The organism is Moritella sp., assembly GCF_013215705.1.
Lineage (GTDB): Bacteria > Pseudomonadota > Gammaproteobacteria > Enterobacterales > Moritellaceae > Moritella.
This window is the reverse complement of record NZ_JABSQR010000009.1, coordinates 144,738-163,710: the sequence shown is the minus strand read 5'-3', so window position 1 is coordinate 163,710 and position 18,973 is coordinate 144,738. Positions and strand designations below refer to the sequence as shown.

Below are 18,973 nucleotides of genomic sequence, written 5' to 3'. Positions count from 1 at the left end.
AATAATATGGGTCAAACGACAGAGTTATTAGTAAATGTCACCCCGAGCGAAACACGTGTTGCCTTGATTGAAAATGGCATATTACAAGAAATACATGTAGAGCGAGAAGCGAAACGTGGCATCGTGGGTAATATCTATAAAGGTAAAGTAAGTCGGGTATTACCGGGCATGCAGGCTGCATTTATTGATATTGGTCTTGATAAAGCGGCATTTTTACATGCATCGGATATTGTCCCGCATACCGAATGTGTTGCTGCGGGTGAAAAAAAGCATTTTAAAGTCGCTGATATTTCTCAGCTAGTACGTCAAGGTCAGGATATCACCGTACAAGTGGTGAAAGATCCGATGGGCACCAAAGGTGCACGTCTCACCACCGATATTACCCTGCCTTCGCGCTATTTAGTGTTTATGCCGGGCAGTTCGCACGTGGGTGTCTCACAACGTATTGATTGTGAAGAAGAGCGTAGTCGCTTAAAAGCTATCACCGAAGCTCAGGTCGATGAGCTTGGTGGTTATATTATTCGCACGGCCGCGGATGGTGTGCGTGATAAAGAAATCGAACAAGATATCGCTTACTTAAAACGTTTATGGAGCAAAGTGCTACAGCGTCAACGAAGTAATCCTAGTGCGAGTATGTTGTATCAAGATCCCTCATTAGCATTCCGTATTATTCGTGATTTTGTGGGTTCACCACTGGATAAGATCAGGGTCGATTCTCGGCTTGCCTATACTGAGTTATGTGAATTCACCGAATCCTATGTGCCTGAATTAGTCAGTGCGTTAGAACTCTATACGGGTGAGCGTCCGATCTTTGAAATGTACGATGTGGAAAATGAATCTCAGCGTGCTTTAGAGCGAAAAGTAACGTTAAAGTCAGGTGGTTATTTAATTATTGATCAGACTGAAGCAATGACCACGATAGATATTAATACCGGTGCTTTTGTTGGCCATCGTAATCTTGAAGATACTATTTTTAATACCAATGTGGAATCAACCCAAGCGATTGCACGACAGCTGAGATTACGTAATCTGGGGGGTATTATTATCATCGACTTTATTGACATGCAAAGTTCGGAGCATCGCCGTCGGGTGATGGAATGTTTAGAGGCGGCATTAAGTCATGATCGCGCCAAAACCAATACCCATGATTTCTCGGCACTGGGGCTAGTTGAAATGACCCGTAAACGTACCCGTGAATCATTAGAGCATGTGTTATGTTCTGATTGTCCTACGTGTGACGGTCGCGGTTCGGTGAAAACGGTGGAAACGGTATGTTATGAGATATTCCGTGAAGTAACGCGTGTTAATCGTGCTTACGATGCGGACCAATTTAACGTCTATGCGTCTGTCGCCGTTGCTGAGTATATTGAAAAAGAAGAATCTCACAGTATTGCGGAATTGGAATTGTTTATGGGTAAACAGGTGAAGATCAAAGCTGAACCTCTGTACTTACAAGAGCAGTTTGATGTGGTAATGATGTAACGTGGCAGGGAAACGAAATTGGTTAAGAAGATGTGGTAAAATATGCCTTTATACTTTTGCCTGCTTAGCTGTTTTTTCTGCGGTTTCGATTAGTCTGCTACGGGCGAGTTTACCCTACCTGAATCAATATCATGATCGGGTGATTGATTGGCTGGTGGCGGATCAATCGGTGAGTATTGAAGTACAAAGTATTGATGCGGGCTGGTATAAATTCGGCCCGGTATTAATTATTAATACCTTAGACGTTAAGTTTGATGAGTCATTGCCGTATGACTTTGACGTAGAACGGATCAAGATCAGTATTGACTTTTGGAACAGTATATTAGAACAAAAACTGCTGGTCGATAATCTGATCTTAGATGGCGTGCAGATAAAATTACCCCTTTCCCCGTTTCAGGATGCTGACGAAAAAGACTCTAAATTTGCCTCTCCCGAATTAACCCGTCTGCTTGATGTATTTTTACGTCAACTTACGCATTTTGAATTAACCAATAGTAATCTACGGATATTAACCCCTGCGGGTGAAGAAAAGATCATTCATATTCCAGAGTTTGCTTGGTTAAATCAAGGCAATCGTCATCGAGGCGAAGGTTGGGCATACATTAATGATGATATTGATGATAACAATTTACGCATCATGGTTGATGTTACCAGTGCCAAACATGATTTAACCAATGTCAGTGGTCAGGTTTATGTGCAAGCTGAGAACATGAGTTTATCTAGTTGGTTTGAAAAGGTATTGTTTAAACGAGAAGGCTTAAAACAAGGCGCATTAAGTTTTGAAAGTTGGATTGATATTGTTAGCAATAAACCGACATCGGCATTATTAAAGTTACAACCTTCAGCATTTACTTGGACAAGTGCTAACCTCCAACAAAACCTGAGTATATGGGGGGGAGAGCTGGAATGGCAGTTAACGGATGCTGGTTGGCAATTGGATAGCCGTGATTTAGCGCTAGTGACTAATGGTATTGTCTGGCCACGGCTTGATTTGCAAGTCAGGCAGCAAGGCAATGAACTGTTTGCTTTTGTTAATCAAGTTGAGCTGTCTAAGTTGGCGCCGATTGTGGCCTTGTCACGTCATGTTGATGACGCTTTGTTTAATGATCTTAAAACCCTGTATCCACATGGCCTAGTGCGTGACATTAAAGTTAAGATCCCAATGCAAGATTGGACTCAGTTGCGTTATCAGTTACAAGTGGAAGATCTGCAGTTACAAAGTTGGCAGGGTTTCCCGGGTATCGACAATGTTGATATTGCGGTGTCGGGTAACTTAAATAGCGGCAAGATCAGTATTGCTATGCAGGATACGGTATTAGATTTAACACAATACTTAGACCAAAATATTCGGGTGAATCAGTTTTCCACTGAGCTGACTTGGCAGCGCTATGGCAATACTGATGTAGCCGGTACGTTTAGCCGTTCTGGTATTGAAATTATCGCCGATAAGGTATTTGTTGATACCCCAGAACTGGTAGTCGAGAGTCAATTTTTATTAGATATTCCGGGCAATGCGGCGCCATTTCTCAGCCTTGCTGGCGAGTTAACATTACGTGATGCCAGTAAAGTATATTACTACTACCCAACGGCGTATATGGGGGAAACACTCATTGATTACCTTCGCGGTGCTTTAAAACAAGGGCATGCGGATAATGGTCAATTATTATGGTTTGGTGAGTTTGCCAATTATCCTTATTCTCAAGGTGATGGCATATTTCAGACGCGCTTAAATGTCGTTGATGCTGAGTTTAAATTTGATCCACAATGGCCAAGCTTAACCGAATTACAGTTAGCATTATTATTTCACAATGATGATCTATTTATGTCATCCCGTAAAGGTAACCTGGGGCCGCTTGCCTTATCGCGAGTGGATTTACAATTACCAAACTTAAGTGACGTCAAAGCGCTTGGTATTCAGGCGCAGTTTAAAACCACCGGCAAGCAAGCCAAGGCGCTTATTGATTTAAGTCCGTTACCAGAAGTAACGGCTGCATTGAACAGTCTGCAAGTTAGCGGTGATATAACCGGTACACTCGATCTGGTTATTCCATTCACCGACGATGACCAAGTCACGGTCAAAGGTGACATAGACTTGGTCGATGACAGTATTTACTTTCCCGCATTAGCATTAACCTTGACGAATGTGCAGGGTCGTTTCAAATTTTCTGATGATGGCCTGTTATCCAGCCCGTTCACCGCAAAATTGCTCGGTGAACCGCTTGATATTAATTTTAGTACCATGCAGAACCATAATGATTATCAAGTGAATGTTGAACTGGCAGGGCGTTGGTCTAGTGACAAGGTGATGGCACAGTTAATGCCCGCATACCAGCAATATGTGTCTGGTGATGTGAATTGGAAAGGCACATTAAATATGCGTTTTCCTGAGCAAGGCTTTAATTATGAATTTGATGTGCAAAGTGATTTGACTCAGTTTGAACTCGATTTACCGTTGCCGTTAGCAAAACTGGCTAATCAGGATTGGCCAACCGATATCTCTGTGGTTGGTAATGATAAACAAGCCCATATCCAGTTAAATAGCAGTGATATCTTGTATTTCTCTGGGCAAGTTAATTACGCCGATGATAATGTAGCCTTGATCCAATCGTTAGTACAAATTGGTAATGCTGACAAGCTGCTGATCAGCGATACCGCTAATGCGATGGTGGTTAATGTTGATAATATTGATATCGCCGAGTGGCAATTATGGTATAGCGGTTTACCTGAGAGTGAATTTGATGTGAGTAGTGCGGTAGAGCCCTTATCCTCAATTAAAATCGCGGTAGCAAATACGATTTACTATCAACAGCCTTTGGATGATGTAACGATAACGGCGACCAAAGGTTATCGTAACTGGGGGATCGAGTTTAAAGCGAGTGAGTTTAATGGTTCGGTGGTTATTCCGGATATCGGTAATATCAAGATCGACTTTGATTATCTCTATTTACCTGATCTGGTATTGCCGTCAGATGTCATTGATGATGCAGATGTCGCGCAAGAAGCCAAAGCCACAACACTCGTCTGGCAAGATGTTCCTGGTTTCAACTTCAATTGTGGTGCCTGTATTCTGGGGGCAATTAATTTAGGCAGTACATCCGTAGAAGTGACTAAGAACGCGTTTGGATTGACACTTAAAGCCCTTGATATTGATATGGAACATTCAACAGTCGCGATGACCGGGCGCTGGTTTACTGATGAGCAAGGTAAGCAAGCCACGCAATTTCAAGGTGAATTAAAAACCAAGAGTATCGAAGAATTTATGACGGGGTTAGGGCTAATTAGTCCGTTAGCGAAGACGCCTGCAGAGGTCGATTTTCGTTTAGCTTGGCAAGATCAGCCCTTCGATGTTGATGTTGAATCTCTGAAGGGTTACGCGACGATAACAACTCAAGCAGGGCGGATCACGAATGTCAGTGACAAAGGCACCCGCTTCTTAAGTGTGCTGAGTTTACAGTCATTGGTGAAGCGATTAAGTTTAGACTTTAGTGATGTGTTTAATGACGGCTTACCGTACTCATCAATGCAGGCCTCGTTACAGATTGCCGATGGCGCGATTAATAATAGCGATTTTTTACTTAATTCCAGTAGCGGTAAAATTACCGGTAACGGCTATATTGATTTGGTGACGGAGACCATCAATTATAATTTAAGTTTCTTTCCAGATGTGACCTCGAGTTTACCGATATTGACTGCGTTTGCGGTAACGCCGACCACTGCATTGGCTGTTTTTGCACTGTCGAAATTACTCGAGCCCGTGGTAGAGGTGATCACTGAACTTAAATTTAACGTCAGCGGTGATCTTGATAATCCGGTATTTACCGAAGTAAAACGTAATCAACAAGCGATTACGGTGCCTGATAAATTGATTAATGCTGCAGGGCCGAAAAGAACGGGGAATAAATAATGCAATTAGTGGCGATGCAGATGACCTCGGGTGCTGATATTGCAGCAAACTTAGCGTATGTGGCCTCGCAATTGGCATTGATTAATACTCAGGTTGCCCCGACCTTGATATTATTACCGGAGAACTTTGCCTTATTTTCCCATCGTGATGATTATTTAACCCATGCCGAGCCATTAGGCGAAGGTCCGGTACAACAGCAACTTGCCAACTGGGCTAAGCAGTATCAATGTTGGCTGGTTGCGGGTTCTTTTCCTATTCTTAGTAATATTGATGATCGTATTTATACCACCAGTTTAGCATTTGACCCCAATGGGGAATTGGTGCAACATTACAATAAGATCCACTTATTTGATGCGCACGTGCCAAGCGTATCTGTCGCCGCGAGTGATAGCCAAGTTAACACCGGTTCAACGACACAAGTATATAAAGAGTCAGATAGCTTTATTGCCGGTGATCGGATTGCGACCTTTACTGCCGGTGATATTAAATTTGGTATGGCGATCTGTTATGACTTACGGTTTCCAGAATTATTTCGGGTACTCAGTGTGGCGAACGTGGATGTTTTATTATTACCGGCTGCATTTACTTATGCGACCGGTAAATCGCACTGGTTACCTTTCTTACAAGCCCGGGCAATAGAAAATCAATGCTACGTGTTAGCGGCGAATCAGGTGGGTGATCACGGCCATAACCGTCATACTTGGGGCCACTCTGTTATCTTAGACCCTTGGGGCGACATTCTGGCTCAGCAAACGTCGGCATGCGGCATTAGTTGTGCGCGATTAGACAAACATAAGTTAGTACAAATACGTACTGATATACCGATTTTACAACACGCGCGCTTTACGGCGAGCTTGAAAAATAAAGAGTAACAACTCAGATGAGATTTGAACAAGTCGAAAATTCAATTTTACTGCCAGCGGATCTAAACTTAGATAAGCTGCAGAATACATTATCATTATTGATGGGTAATCAACTTGATTATGGTGATCTTTATTTCCAAGCGTGCAAACATGAGTCTTGGGGATTAGAAGACGGTATCGTCAAAGAAGGTTCGTTTAACATCGAGAAAGGTGTCGGCGTGCGTGCAGTATCGGGCGAGAAAACCGGTTTTGCTTATTCTGATGAGATCAGTTTAAACGCCTTAACTCAGTCTGCCAAAGCGGCACGTGGTATTGCGGCAAGCGGTGGTGAAGGTAAAGTTAAAGCGTGGAGCAAACCACAAGGTAGTGAAATCTATCAGCCACTCGATCCATTAACTAGCATGGATAGACAGCGTAAAATTGACTTATTACATGAAATGGATGTGTACGCGCGTTCATTAGACTCGCACGTCACGCAAGTGAGCGTGAGCTTATCAGCGGTATACGAAGAGATCTTGGTCGCAGCAACAGATGGTACACTGGCGGCGGATATTCGCCCATTAGTACGCATGAACTGTTCGGTGTTGATTGAGAAAAATGGTAAACGTGAACGGGGTGGTGCGGGTGGCGGTGGCCGTTATGGTTTTGATTACTTCTTAGATGACGTGGATGGTCTGCAACGTGCATTTAGCTATGCCAAAGATGCAGTGCGTCAAGCGTTAGTCAATATTGATGCTATTGATGCGCCTGCTGGCCCTATGCCTGTGGTGCTTGGCGCTGGTTGGCCTGGGGTATTATTACATGAAGCAGTGGGGCATGGTCTCGAAGGTGATTTTAACCGTAAAGGTACCTCGGCTTACGCAGGTAAAATTGGCGAAAAAGTGGCGTCTTCACTGTGTACTATTGTGGATAATGGCACCTTAGCCAACCGTCGTGGCTCATTAAATATCGATGATGAAGGTACGGTAACACAAAATACCATGCTGATTGAAAACGGTATTTTGAAAGGTTACATGCAAGACAAGCTTAACGCGCGTTTAATGGGTGTGGAGTCTACGGGTAATGGTCGTCGTGAATCATTTGCTCACTTACCGATGCCGCGTATGACTAATACCTACATGTTAGCTGGCGAGCATACCCCAGAAGAGATCATTAGTACGGTTGAGAAGGGCATTTATGCGCCTAACTTTGGTGGTGGTCAAGTTGATATTACTTCGGGTAAATTTGTATTCTCTGCATCTGAAGCGTATTTAATTGAAAATGGTAAAATTACTACACCAATTAAAGGGGCAACCTTGATCGGTAATGGTCATGAAGCTATGCAGCACATCTCAATGGTTGGTAACGACCTAGAATTAGATAAAGGTGTGGGCATTTGTGGCAAAGAAGGTCAGAGTATCCCGGTAGGTGTTGGTCAACCGACATTGAAACTAGATAGCATGACGGTGGGTGGCACTAGTCGCTAATTTGTTATTGTGACATCCACTTGATAAAAATAAAGCCCTAGCAAGTATATAAATGACTTGTTAGGGCTTTATTGTTGATACTGCTTAAACATTAATTATGCTGAGATGGCAGATTAATATTATATACCGGCAATTTCGCGTAGGTGTTTAAAGATCTCTTTGCTTGGTTTGGCAGCTTTAAGCGGCTTTTCGGCTTTAAGTTCTTTATTCACTTGGCGGATCCATTGACGTAGTTTCTGACGATCAGCATTTGGATATGTTTCTAATAATGCAGTGATCGCGGTATCACCACCGGCAACCAATTCATCACGAACCATCTCTAATTTTTTTAACTCAATAGTTGCTTGGTTGTGTTTATTGGTGATCTTATCGTATGCCATTTGGATCGCTTCAAGACCATCGCTACGCATGATCTTGCTCATGTGCGATAGATGTCTACTGTAAGCATCTGTACGTAATGCAATTTTTCTTGCAGTCACAATCGCTGCGAGTAAGTGCTCAGAAAAACCCATCTTGGCAATTTCTGCTTTACTGAGTAAAGATATCGCGCCAGCGAGTTTCAGTGTCTCGGCAATTTCAATTTTATTTTTTGCACGACTTTGATATAGCTCGTCGTCTTCAGCACGTCGGTAAGACTTTTCGCTGGTAATATTCCGTTCTTGTACGCTCATAATATTCTTTTTCAAAACGATTGATATGTTAATTGTATCAGTTTATTGCTAATTGCGCAGTTGCTGCAGGAATTTTTATCGCAACATGGTATGCTTAATCTAGTATAACTTATTGAAACGAGCCCATGAACTTAAAACAGCAAATTACTTTAGAACAAAATAAATTGGAATTAGCCGTTACTCAAGCACTCGATTTTGCCAAAAAGGCGGGCGCGAGTGATGCCGAAGTAGCTATTTCGCGACAAACGGGTTTGTCTGTGAGTACACGCATGGGTGAAGTTGAAAATGTTGAATTCAACCATGATGGCGCGTTAGGTATCTGTGTATACCGCGGTCAACGTAAAGGTAATGCATCAACCTCTGACTTAAGTGAAGCGGCAATTCAAAGCGCAGTCGCCGCCGCGTTAGATATCGCCTTACATACTGCGGAAGATGAATTTGCTGGTTTAGCTGATTTTGAGCTGATGGCGTTTGCACCGGAAGATTTAGATTTATGTCATCCGATTAAGATCGAACCTGAGTATGCCATTGAACAAGCTTGCCTGACCGAGCGTTTAGCCTTAGCGAAAGATTCACGTATCGTCAATAGTGAAGGCTCTTTTACCAGCCACAGCAGCATTAAGGTTTACGGCAACAGCCATGGTTTAGTCAATGGTTATGCCAGTACTCGTCACAGCATGAGTTCGGTATTGATTGCAGAACAAGATGGCGCAATGGAACGTGACTACGGCTACTCAATGGCGCGTGACGCAAGTAAATTGTGGACGCCAGAGCAGATTGCCACCGAAGCGGTTAATCGTACTGTAGACCGCTTAGGCGCGCGTAAGATTGATACTTGTAATGTCCCGGTGATTTTTCATCACGATGTTGCCAGTAGCTTAATGGGTCAACTGGTGATGGGCATCAGTGGTGGTAGCTTATACCGTAAATCATCATTCTTGCTCGATAAGCTGGGTGAGCAGATTTTCCCTGAGTGGTTAAACATTCAAGAACGTCCGCACATTAAAGGTGGATTAGCCTCATCGATGTATGATGCTGAAGGTGTGCGTACTAAAGATTTAAATGTGGTAGAACAAGGTATTTTAAAGAGCTACCTATTAACCAGTTACAGTGGTCGTAAATTAGGGATGCAAACAACCGGTCATGCTGGTGGTATTCATAACTGGAACGTCACCGGTAAAGGCGAAACATTAGACCAACTGTGTCGCCAAATGGGTACTGGCTTGTTAGTGACTGAATTGATGGGACAGGGCGTTAATATTGTGACCGGTGATTACAGCCGTGGCGCGTCAGGCTTCTGGGTCGAAAATGGTGAGTTACAGTATCCTGTGCATGAAATTACTATTGCGGGTAACTTAACGGATATGTTCAAAAACCTCGTTGCTGTCGGTAACGATATCGATATACGCAGCAGTATTCTCATGGGCTCGACACTATTAGAGTCAATGCAGATTGCGGGTAACTAATATCCCCTCGATTTAAGTTAAGTGAAAAAGCCTGCGTCATGATGACGCAGGCTTTTTACGTTCTGCTCTCTAGCTTGGTTAAAAAGGTTAACCGTAGACCAGTGTTGCCATGCCTAAGAAGGAAAATAGACCAACCACATCGGTCACGGTGGTGAGCGCCATACCACCTGCTAGTGCAGGATCAATATTGTATTTTTTCATCACCAGTGGAATGACCACGCCGGCCAATCCGCCCATCGACATATTAATAAACATTGCCCCACCAATGATCAGGCCTAGCGATAGATCGCCCTTCCATAATGAGACGATGATAGCGATGGATATTGCCCAGATAGCGCCATTTAGCACGCCAACCATGGCTTCTTTACCGATTAACCACCGGCTATTTTCGTCACTAATATGACCGACCGCCATACCACGAATAACCAGTGCTAGGGTTTGATTACCAGCAATACCACCCATGCTAGGTACAATGGTCATTAAAATGGCCAACGTCGCGAGTTGTTCTAAAGTCGCTTCAAACATGTTCGAGACGGAGGCGGCAGTTAATGCGGCAATTAAATTAACCCCCAGCCAAAGTGTACGGCGTTTGGTGCTTTGTAGCACGGGGGCGAAGGTATCTTCATCATCATCCATACCAGCCAGACCCATCATGTCATGCTCGGCATTTTCGCGGATAATATCAACCACGTCATCAATAGTGATACGACCAAGTAGTTTACCTGTGTCATCCGTTACTGGCGCTGAGATCCAGTCATGGCGCTCGAACAGTTTAGCGACTTCCGAGGTATCCATATTGGCCGATAATGTTTCTGCTTGGCGATCCATAATGGTGTTGATGACACTGTTTGGATCTGTGGTTAATAGCATAGATAAAGGCACATCACCGATCAAACGATCATCTTTATCCACCACATATAAGGTATCAGTGGCTTCGGGTAATTCACCGCGTAAGCGTATGTAACGTAAGATCACATCGACGGTTACGTCTGGACGCAAGGTGATGGTATCGGTATTCATGATACTGCCTGCAGTGTCTTCTGGATACGCCATCGCGGTTTCTAAACGATGTCGATCTTGGGTATCCATTTGAGTAATAACTTCTTGGTAGATACTGTCTGGCAGGCTACGCAGCACATTGGCTAAATCATCCGTATCTAAGCCTTCTGTCGCCGCGACTAAGGATTCGGTATCCATGAGTTTTAGAATACTGGTTTTAGCATCTTCATTGAGTTCATCGAGGATCTCACCTTGCATTTCAGAGTCGGTTAATCGCCACAAGACTTTACGACCTGCTGGTGGTGATGACTCGAGTAATAAAGCGATATCACAAGGGGGGGTTTGGTAGAGCATTCGCTTAACGTGAACAAACATACCACTCTCGAGTGCTTCATTCATTTTACTTAAACGTAGGTGTGTACTTTCATGCTCCATCTGTTCTGGCATATGTCGTCCCCATTCTTATTATTCTGCTGCAAGACCTTGCTCGTTGATGCAGTGCAATTCTAGCTTAATCTGTATCTATAATCAGTATTAACAATAAATTATGAAAATTAACTGTATAGATCGTTAATTTTATTGCTAACTGAGTACCTAGCTAATTTTATGTTTGTTCTTTTCTAAGGTCTGGTGACGAGTCTGTACCACGTAATCTTGCTGTTTAAAGTATTTCGCTAATTTTTCTGCGATGAATACCGAGCGATGTTGGCCGCCAGTACAACCGATAGCAACAGTAACATAGCTGCGATTATTTTTTTCCAGCAGCGGTAACCAGGCCGATAATAGATTTTCAATTTGCAGCGCAAAGCTGATCACTTCTGGTTGCTGACTGAGGTAGTTAATTACCGGTTCATCAAGACCTGTGTAAGGTTTTAATTCTGGGATCCAATGTGGGTTTGGTAAAAAGCGTACGTCGAATACATAGTCTGCATCCATTGGTAAGCCATGTTTAAAACCAAATGATTGGAAGACTAAGACCAGTTTATTTTTTTTCTTGCCTAAAATACGTTCTTTGATTTGTTCACTGAGTTCATGAATATTAAGCTCAGTGGTATCGATTTTCAGATCCGCAAGTAAGGCTAAAGGACGTAAGCGCTGTTGTTCTATTTCAATTGCTTGCGAGAGCGACAGGTCGTCTTTTGTTAATGGATGCAAGCGACGTGTTTCACTGTAGCGTTTAATAAGGACAGATTGGTTCGTATCAAGAAATAAACTGGTTAGCTCAGTACTGGCTTTTAACTCGGCAATAATATCGTTTAATTCTTGCTTTTCTTTCGGTAAATTACGTACATCAATGCTGACTGCTACTTGTTCAGTTTTGGCATTTAAGGTTTGCAGTAGTTGTGGGAGTAATGTCACTGGCAGGTTGTCTACGCAATAGTAGCCTAAATCTTCAAGTACCCGTAATGCAATTGATTTACCGGATCCTGACTGGCCGCTGACTATTATTAACTTCATTTTTTGTCCTCACATCTGCGCAGCGAATTTATCGTGGACAGAGTAAAAGTTAGCTGGCTAATTTTAAACTCATTACGATATAAAATATTTGCTCATTATCCCGCAATTGATTTGGATATGATATGTTTTAATTATGTCAGGAACATTAATACCTAAAGGAAAAGGTTTTTTCCTTTAGGTTATTTGTTGTGGGACTAAATTAATGGCGAATTAATTTTTCTTTATGCTTAATCACTTGGCGATCGAGCTTATCCAGTAAGCCATCAATTGCAGCATACATGTCGTTATGTTCATGTACGGCAAAGATTTCACCCCCATTTAGATGTATTTTTGCTTCTGCGATTTGCAGTAATTTTTCGACATTTAAGATCACATGAATATTGTTAATATGCTCAAAATGCCGCTCTAATTTGGAAAACTTGCTATCAATGTAATCTTTCAGTGAATCTGTAATTTCTACATGTCTACCGGTTAAATTAATTTGCATATATGTCTCCCTTATGAAGGTAGGATGAGTGCTATAAAAGACTCTTGCGCTGATTAGATGGTGGTATACTTAGTGCGTCTCGGTATTTTGCGATCGTACGCCGAGCCACCTTGATACCTTGATCAGCAAGTAAATCAGCAATCTTGCTATCACTTAGTGGTTTAATGGCATTCTCTGCCGCCACCAATTTTTTAATTAATGCCCGAATAGCGGTTGATGAGCATTCACCGCCATTGTCAGTACTGACGTGGCTTGAAAAGAAGAACTTCAGTTCAAAAATACCACGTGGCGTATGCATAAACTTCTGCGTTGTTACCCGCGAAATAGTCGATTCATGCATTTCGACTTCTTCTGCAATATCATTCAGTACCATAGGTTTCATGGCTTCATCGCCATATTCAAAGAAATCTACTTGGCGTTGAACAATACTCTTTGTCACTTTTAGTAATGTCTCGTTACGGCTTTCTAGGCTTTTAATAAACCATTTTGCTTCTTGCACATGGGCACGAATAAACTGCCCATCGCTACTATTACGGTTACCGGTCGACAGATTAGAATATTCAGTGTTCACTTTTAATCTTGGCACAATGTCAGGATTTAAGTCGACTATCCATTGGTTATTTTTTTTCTTTACTAATACATCGGGAATCACATACAGCCCTTCCGACTGATCAATCACATTACCTGGTCTTGGTTCCAGGCTCTGAATTAATTGCATGATCTCTTTAAGTTGTGGTTCTTTTAATTTTGTTTTACGACTTAATTGACGGTAGTCGCGATTGCCCAATAAATCCATATGGGATTGAATTATTTGTTGGCATTCTGATAACCAAGGGGTATTTTTAGGTAAATGTCGAAGTTGGATCAATAAACATTCTTGTAGTGAGCGCGCTGCTACACCGATAGGATCAAAATGTTGAATACGTTTTAATACCGCTTCAACTTCATCTAATTCCAATTGATCTTCGTTATTATCATCGTGTTCTTGGTGGCCGAGCACCACGCTGTGCAGGATCTCTTCGCAGCTTTGATTGAGATAACCATGATCATCAATGCCATCAATAATAGCGACGGCAATGGCGCGATCAATATCAGTAAATGGGGTTAATTCCATTTGCCACATAAGATGTTCGTATAAACCTTCGCTGGTTGCACCTTGGTAAACCTGATCAAGTCCATCAATACCGACACTGCCGCCACTGTGATTTTGTATTTGTGGGGTATAGACGTCATCCCAATTGCTGTCAGTAGGCAGTTCATCAGGGATGGAATCACTGGCAAGGGCATCACCGACTTCGATTTGGCTGCTATCGGTAATCGAATCATTATTATCTGCGTTATCCGCATTGTGTGCGTCACTACTTTCTGCATCATTTGACAGCGTGTTGTTGGGATCTTCTTGTTCCAGTAGCGGATTACTGTCTAACGCTTCTTGGATCTCTTGCTGTAACTCCAAGGTCGATAATTGTAATAATCGAATAGCTTGTTGTAACTGTGGCGTCATTGCCAGAGATTGACTCATACGAAGTTGTAATGATGGCTTCATCTAACGACTACTCTCTCTTCCTTAATGCGGCTATGTATCAATATCAAACTATAGTCGGAATTGATCTCCAAGGTATACTTCTTTCACTTGTGCGTTGGATAAAATCTCTTCTGAAGTGCCAGACGCAATTAAGTGCCCATGACTTACAATATAAGAGTATTCACATACATCCAGTGTTTCACGTACGTTATGGTCGGTAATTAATACCCCTAAACCCCGATCCCGCAGATGTTGAATAATCTTTTTAATATCGCCAACCGAAATCGGATCAACACCAGCAAAGGGTTCATCTAATAAAATAAATTTAGGATCAGCTGCCAGTGCGCGGGCAATTTCAACTCGGCGGCGTTCACCACCCGATAAGCTCATCCCTAAACTATCGCGGATATGGGTAATATGGAACTCTTCGAGTAATTCTTCTAATTTCTCTTCTCGTTGAAAACGGCTTAATTCTGGGCGCAACTCTAAAATGGCCATGATATTTTTAGTTACCGATAAGCGACGAAAAATTGAGGCTTCTTGGGGTAAATAACCAATACCTTGTTGTGCACGAATATGCATTGGCTCATGGGTTAATTCTTGGTCATCAATGAAGATTTGTCCATGATCTCGCTTAACTAAGCCAACCACCATGTAAAAGGTGGTGGTTTTACCTGCGCCATTGGGCCCAAGTAAACCAACAATTTGGCCTGATTCAACTTCGAGGCTCACATCAGACACAACTTTACGTTTATTATAACTTTTTGCTAAGTGTGATACTTTTAAACGCGCCATATGAATTTATTTACTCTACTTAGTTTTGTTGTCTTCAGGGGTGAAAATGGTGATCACGCGATCTGATTCATTATTACCGCTTTCGGCTATCATTTCTTGCTTATCAATTTGGTAGATGATCTTGTTACCTTTGATTTCACTATCAGCCTGACGTAAGCGGGCATTTTTTGTTAACGTTAAACGTTTTTTGCCGAGTTCATAACGGATCTCATTCGATTCTGCGTTGATTTTTTTGCCGTCATCAAGCTCTTGATAAAAAGTGGCTACGTTACCTGTGGCTATCATCACTTCAGTACCTTTGCCACCAGGGCTTAATACCGTGAGCTTATCAGCATGAATTAATATTGTGCCTTGAGTCACTACCACATTATCATAAAAAATAACGCGGTTCTCTTTAATAAACACTTCTTGACGTTTAGCGTTTACGACAACATTTTCTGCAAAGTCAGATTCTAATGCGAGCGCTGAATTACTCATCAATACTGTTAACAGTAAAATTTTATATTTTTTCATCATTAGTATATATCGCTTTAACTTGCTTAAGGATAGTCATGTATTCTTGCTTTAAATCACCTTCAAGGCCAACGCCGGTTTGGTTGAATAAGGCCCCTGTGATAGTAATTAATTGATCGCTGCGTACCAAGTTTTTGGTCAGTTCTAATTGCAAATAACTGGTGGTGATGACATCAATATAATCATTTTTCTTCATATTCTGGATGATCACATCATTGCGTAGTGTCGCGACATCCTCACTGCTGAAGTTACCTTCTTTGGCTTGGATCTTCCACGTCGCTTGGGCATTGTCATCATAAAGGATAATAACGGGGTTAGTGAACATTGTCATGCCTAACTCGCCATAATGCTCCATACTATCGGCAAAAATGCGACGTATGATTTTCCCTTCAATACTGAACTCTACACTGCGTAGGACCTCGGCGGTGAAATCAGGCTGATATTCGGTTGAGGGGGAGGCTGTTGATTGTTCATCGGGTGAAAAAAAGCGCCAAATACCCAGTGCACACAAAAAGAGGATAACAATCCCCATATTTTGCCGATTCATACCGAAGTGCCTTGTGCTTGGTCTAATACTCCCTTGGCTAATAAGATCAAATCTGCTAATTCTCTTACTGCGCCAAAACCACCACGGATTGAGGTGCTAAAATCGGCCCCTTTTTTAACCAGAGGGTGGGCATCGGCAACAGCAACACTGAGTCCACAGAGATTCATTACCGGTAAATCAATCACGTCATCGCCGATATAACCGACCTGCTCTGCTGATAAGTTTAATTTTTCGAGCAACATATTAAATGCGATAACTTTGTTGTCTTGACCTTGATAGATATGTTTAACACCTAAACCTTGCATGCGGTTGGCGACAATCGTTGACTGCCGTCCGGTGATCACCGCCACTTCGATACCTGCATTGAGGAGTGATTTAACCCCAAAACCATCACGGGTATGGAAAGCTTTCAGCTCTTCGCCATCGTTACCCATATACACTCGACCATCAGAAAATACGCCATCTATATCACAAATGAGTAGCTTTAATGTTTTTGCTTTGGTTAAGATCTCTTGTGGGATTGGACCATATAATGTGTTGATCATATTTATAATACACCTGCGCGTAGTAAGTCATGCATGTTGAAGGCGCCGACTGGTTCTTGTTGTTCATTAACGACAATTATAGCGTTAACTTTTTTATTTTCCATGACGGCTAGGGCCTCTGCGGCCAAGATATGTTCATTAATAGTAACACATCTTCGGGTCATTACTTCACTGATTGGGGTTTGGTGAATATCTATACGTGCATCAAGAATACGACGTAAATCCCCATCCGTAAAAATGCCAACCAGCCGCTTTCCATTATTAACGGCGGTCATACCGAGCCCTTTTTTAGAGACTTCAAATAACGCCTCTGAAATAGTTTCACTCTGTTGTACGCTTGGTACGCCGTCACCTTTATGCATAATATCTGAAATACGTAATAATAATTTTCTGCCTAAGCGACCGCCTGGATGAGACAGTGCAAAGTCATTTGCGGTAAATCCTTTGGCTTCGAGCAAGGCCACTGCGATAGCATCACCCATCACCAGACTTGCTGTGGTACTTGATGTCGGTGCTAATCCCAGCGGGCAAGCTTCTTTATCAACTTTAATACATAAGCTAATTTTTGCTTCGCGCGCCATGGTTGAATCAGCATTACCTGTCATTGCTATAATGGGGATGCTTAAACGTTTAAGCATCGGGTATAATGCTAAAATTTCATCTGATTCACCAGAATTAGATAATGCTATCACCACATCACCACGTTCAATCATGCCAAGATCACCATGGCTTGCTTCGGCTGGATGTACAAAGAATGCCGGGGTACCAGTACTGGCTAATGTCGCGGCTATTTTATTGGCGATATGACCTGATTTCCCCATACCCGTCACAATAACTTTGCCTTTACATGCGATTAATAATTCACACGTGGCGGTAAACGTGGCATCAATATATTGGCTTAATTGAGAAATCGCTGCCGCTTCCGTGTTAATGACATTAAGCGCGCTTTGGCAATAGTTAAACTGACTCGACATGGTTATTCCCTAATGAAAATACTGTTTAATACTGAGATATAAAAATATTAAGTACGGTTAGATGCTACTAAATACAATGAATTGATAGGCGACAAAACCAGCTAATAAAATACCACCTTCAACACGACTAATACGTCCTGGACGGCCTCTAAAGCCTATTGCCATCACCAGCATTACCACAGTTGCGCCAAGCATATAATAGAAATCACGACTAATAATCGCCGGATCAATCATGCCTGGAGCTAAAATACCTGGTAGTGATAATACCGCTAAGATGTTGAATATATTAGAACCAATGATATTACCAATAGCAAGATCATCTTCACCTTTTAATACACCCGATATCGATGCGGCGAGTTCTGGTAAGCTCGTGCCAATGGCAATAATAGTCAGGCCGATCACTAAATCACTCATGCCAAAGTGCTGGGCAATCACAACGGCTGAGCCGACTAGGAAATGTGAACTGACAGGTAATGCAATCATGCCGAAGATTAACCAAGCAACGGCTTTCCTGGTGGGGACGCCTTCAGGGACTTCATCGTCATGCTCTTGGGTAAGAGGATCATTGCTTGGACGTTTTAATGCGAGGATAGTTAAAGTGAGGATAGTAATGAAGAAGAGTAATAATAAAATTACCCCTTCGTACATCTCCAATTTTAAATCCCACAGCACAACACCTGCTAGTAGTGTGGTAATTAATACCATCGGGATCTCACGACGGATCGTTGTCGAGCCTACTAGCAATGGTTTTATTAACGCGGTGATCCCTAATACTAAGGTGATGTTAGTAATATTAGAGCCAATAGCATTACCAATGGCGGTATTTGGTGAGCCATTAAGGGATGCCGATACCGCGACCATCATCTCGGGTGCAGACGAACCCATCGCGACAATTGTTAGACCAATGATCAGTGGTGAAATACCGAGGTTTCGCGCTAGTCCAGCAGCACCATAGACGAATTTATCGGCACTAATGACGAGACCAATAAATCCAAGAATTAAAATTATAATATTTGTAGTTAGCATCGGCACAATTTAAAAGTTGGTAAGAAAGAACACTATTTTCGGTCTTTTTTCACTGAAAGAAAAGGTAAATTGTTAAATCTTGTTTATTATTCAAGGTTGAATGATAAAAATCCTGACATAGTGATGTTTTGTGATTGTGTATTATGGCGATTACTTTTAGAATACTTGGCTATTTTAATACTTTAGTTTTAAGCGCGATTCTCTCAGGCAGAGCGCCATTCACTTAGAACTAAACGTGTTGTAACAGGTCTA

General features: G+C 42.2%; 16 protein-coding genes. 5 read left to right on the top strand and 11 right to left on the bottom strand.

The annotated features are described in order from the left end of the window. Positions 1 to 6 precede the first annotated feature (6 nt). From rng to tldD, 4 genes are read left to right on the top strand one after another with little or no spacing between them, the layout of a single operon-like run. Entirely contained in the window at positions 7 to 1,482 is a 1,476-nt protein-coding gene (gene rng / locus HRT96_RS07715; protein WP_293154557.1) for a ribonuclease G, read from the top strand. 1 nt (position 1,483) lies between these two features. Continuing rightward, positions 1,484 to 5,386 carry a YhdP family protein gene (locus HRT96_RS07710; protein WP_293154554.1) on the top strand — a complete coding sequence of 1,301 codons (3,903 nt, stop codon included), beginning with the start codon at positions 1,484 to 1,486 and terminating at the stop codon, positions 5,384 to 5,386. Beyond that, on the top strand, positions 5,386 to 6,258 hold the full coding sequence (locus tag HRT96_RS07705; RefSeq protein ID WP_293154551.1) for a carbon-nitrogen hydrolase family protein: 873 nt from the start codon (positions 5,386 to 5,388) through the stop codon (positions 6,256 to 6,258). Before HRT96_RS07710 ends, HRT96_RS07705 begins: the two co-directional genes overlap by 1 nt. An 8-nt stretch (positions 6,259 to 6,266) precedes the next feature. Continuing rightward, positions 6,267 to 7,715 carry a metalloprotease TldD gene (gene tldD, locus HRT96_RS07700; RefSeq protein WP_293154548.1) on the top strand — a complete coding sequence of 483 codons (1,449 nt, stop codon included), beginning with the start codon at positions 6,267 to 6,269 and terminating at the stop codon, positions 7,713 to 7,715. Between the two features lie 119 nt (positions 7,716 to 7,834). Here tldD and yjgA read toward each other — a convergent pair whose 3' ends face one another. Then, complete coding sequence (gene yjgA, locus HRT96_RS07695) at positions 7,835 to 8,386, bottom strand: ribosome biogenesis factor YjgA (protein WP_293154545.1); 552 nt, start codon at positions 8,384 to 8,386, stop codon at positions 7,835 to 7,837. Positions 8,387 to 8,511: 125 nt separating this feature from the next. On the opposite strand from yjgA, the gene pmbA reads away from it, so the two are divergent. Continuing rightward, positions 8,512 to 9,852, top strand: a complete 1,341-nt coding sequence (pmbA, locus tag HRT96_RS07690) for a metalloprotease PmbA (protein ID WP_006032914.1) — start codon at positions 8,512 to 8,514, stop codon at positions 9,850 to 9,852. 87 nt (positions 9,853 to 9,939) lie between these two features. Here the strand turns inward: pmbA and mgtE are convergent, their stop codons facing one another. The 10 genes from mgtE to HRT96_RS07640 form a co-directional block, all read right to left on the bottom strand. Continuing rightward, positions 9,940 to 11,298: a magnesium transporter gene (gene mgtE / locus HRT96_RS07685; RefSeq protein WP_293154542.1), complete on the bottom strand. Its 1,359-nt coding sequence runs from the start codon at positions 11,296 to 11,298 to the stop codon at positions 9,940 to 9,942. A 147-nt stretch (positions 11,299 to 11,445) separates the two neighbouring features. Continuing rightward, positions 11,446 to 12,309, bottom strand: a complete 864-nt coding sequence (gene rapZ, locus HRT96_RS07680; protein ID WP_293154539.1) for an RNase adapter RapZ — start codon at positions 12,307 to 12,309, stop codon at positions 11,446 to 11,448. A 199-nt stretch (positions 12,310 to 12,508) separates the two neighbouring features. Continuing rightward, complete coding sequence (gene hpf / locus HRT96_RS07675; protein ID WP_006032917.1) at positions 12,509 to 12,796, bottom strand: ribosome hibernation promoting factor; 288 nt, start codon at positions 12,794 to 12,796, stop codon at positions 12,509 to 12,511. A gap of 31 nt (positions 12,797 to 12,827) precedes the next feature. Then, positions 12,828 to 14,342 carry an RNA polymerase factor sigma-54 gene (locus HRT96_RS07670; protein ID WP_293154536.1) on the bottom strand — a complete coding sequence of 505 codons (1,515 nt, stop codon included), beginning with the start codon at positions 14,340 to 14,342 and terminating at the stop codon, positions 12,828 to 12,830. Between the two features lie 48 nt (positions 14,343 to 14,390). Beyond that, complete coding sequence (gene lptB / locus HRT96_RS07665; protein WP_006032919.1) at positions 14,391 to 15,116, bottom strand: LPS export ABC transporter ATP-binding protein; 726 nt, start codon at positions 15,114 to 15,116, stop codon at positions 14,391 to 14,393. Positions 15,117 to 15,131: 15 nt separating this feature from the next. Beyond that, positions 15,132 to 15,593, bottom strand: a complete 462-nt coding sequence (gene lptA, locus HRT96_RS07660) for a lipopolysaccharide transport periplasmic protein LptA (protein ID WP_293132428.1) — start codon at positions 15,591 to 15,593, stop codon at positions 15,132 to 15,134. Between the two features lie 22 nt (positions 15,594 to 15,615). Then, positions 15,616 to 16,176: an LPS export ABC transporter periplasmic protein LptC gene (lptC, locus tag HRT96_RS07655; RefSeq protein WP_293154533.1), complete on the bottom strand. Its 561-nt coding sequence runs from the start codon at positions 16,174 to 16,176 to the stop codon at positions 15,616 to 15,618. After that, a complete protein-coding gene (gene kdsC, locus HRT96_RS07650; RefSeq protein ID WP_293154530.1) occupies positions 16,173 to 16,721 on the bottom strand; it encodes a 3-deoxy-manno-octulosonate-8-phosphatase KdsC in 549 nt (182 codons plus the stop codon). Before kdsC ends, lptC begins: the two co-directional genes overlap by 4 nt. Before the next feature lie 2 nt (positions 16,722 to 16,723). Beyond that, complete coding sequence (locus HRT96_RS07645) at positions 16,724 to 17,695, bottom strand: KpsF/GutQ family sugar-phosphate isomerase (RefSeq protein WP_293154527.1); 972 nt, start codon at positions 17,693 to 17,695, stop codon at positions 16,724 to 16,726. 57 nt (positions 17,696 to 17,752) lie between these two features. Further along, entirely contained in the window at positions 17,753 to 18,721 is a 969-nt protein-coding gene (locus HRT96_RS07640) for a calcium/sodium antiporter (RefSeq protein WP_006032924.1), read from the bottom strand. Positions 18,722 to 18,973 lie beyond the last annotated feature (252 nt).

Coding starts and splice junctions, on each gene's coding strand:
- lptA (WP_293132428.1), bottom strand. CDS start 15,593: ATGAGTAATTCAGCGCTCGCATTAGAATCTGACTTTGCAGAAAATGTT.
- yjgA (WP_293154545.1), bottom strand. CDS start 8,386: ATGAGCGTACAAGAACGGAATATTACCAGCGAAAAGTCTTACCGACGT.
- HRT96_RS07670 (WP_293154536.1), bottom strand. CDS start 14,342: ATGAAGCCATCATTACAACTTCGTATGAGTCAATCTCTGGCAATGACG.
- hpf (WP_006032917.1), bottom strand. CDS start 12,796: ATGCAAATTAATTTAACCGGTAGACATGTAGAAATTACAGATTCACTG.
- pmbA (WP_006032914.1), top strand. CDS start 8,512: ATGAACTTAAAACAGCAAATTACTTTAGAACAAAATAAATTGGAATTA.
- tldD (WP_293154548.1), top strand. CDS start 6,267: ATGAGATTTGAACAAGTCGAAAATTCAATTTTACTGCCAGCGGATCTA.
- HRT96_RS07645 (WP_293154527.1), bottom strand. CDS start 17,695: ATGTCGAGTCAGTTTAACTATTGCCAAAGCGCGCTTAATGTCATTAAC.
- HRT96_RS07705 (WP_293154551.1), top strand. CDS start 5,386: ATGCAATTAGTGGCGATGCAGATGACCTCGGGTGCTGATATTGCAGCA.
- mgtE (WP_293154542.1), bottom strand. CDS start 11,298: ATGCCAGAACAGATGGAGCATGAAAGTACACACCTACGTTTAAGTAAA.
- lptC (WP_293154533.1), bottom strand. CDS start 16,176: ATGAATCGGCAAAATATGGGGATTGTTATCCTCTTTTTGTGTGCACTG.
- HRT96_RS07640 (WP_006032924.1), bottom strand. CDS start 18,721: ATGCTAACTACAAATATTATAATTTTAATTCTTGGATTTATTGGTCTC.
- lptB (WP_006032919.1), bottom strand. CDS start 15,116: ATGGCGCGTTTAAAAGTATCACACTTAGCAAAAAGTTATAATAAACGT.
- kdsC (WP_293154530.1), bottom strand. CDS start 16,721: ATGATCAACACATTATATGGTCCAATCCCACAAGAGATCTTAACCAAA.
- rng (WP_293154557.1), top strand. CDS start 7: ATGGGTCAAACGACAGAGTTATTAGTAAATGTCACCCCGAGCGAAACA.
- rapZ (WP_293154539.1), bottom strand. CDS start 12,309: ATGAAGTTAATAATAGTCAGCGGCCAGTCAGGATCCGGTAAATCAATT.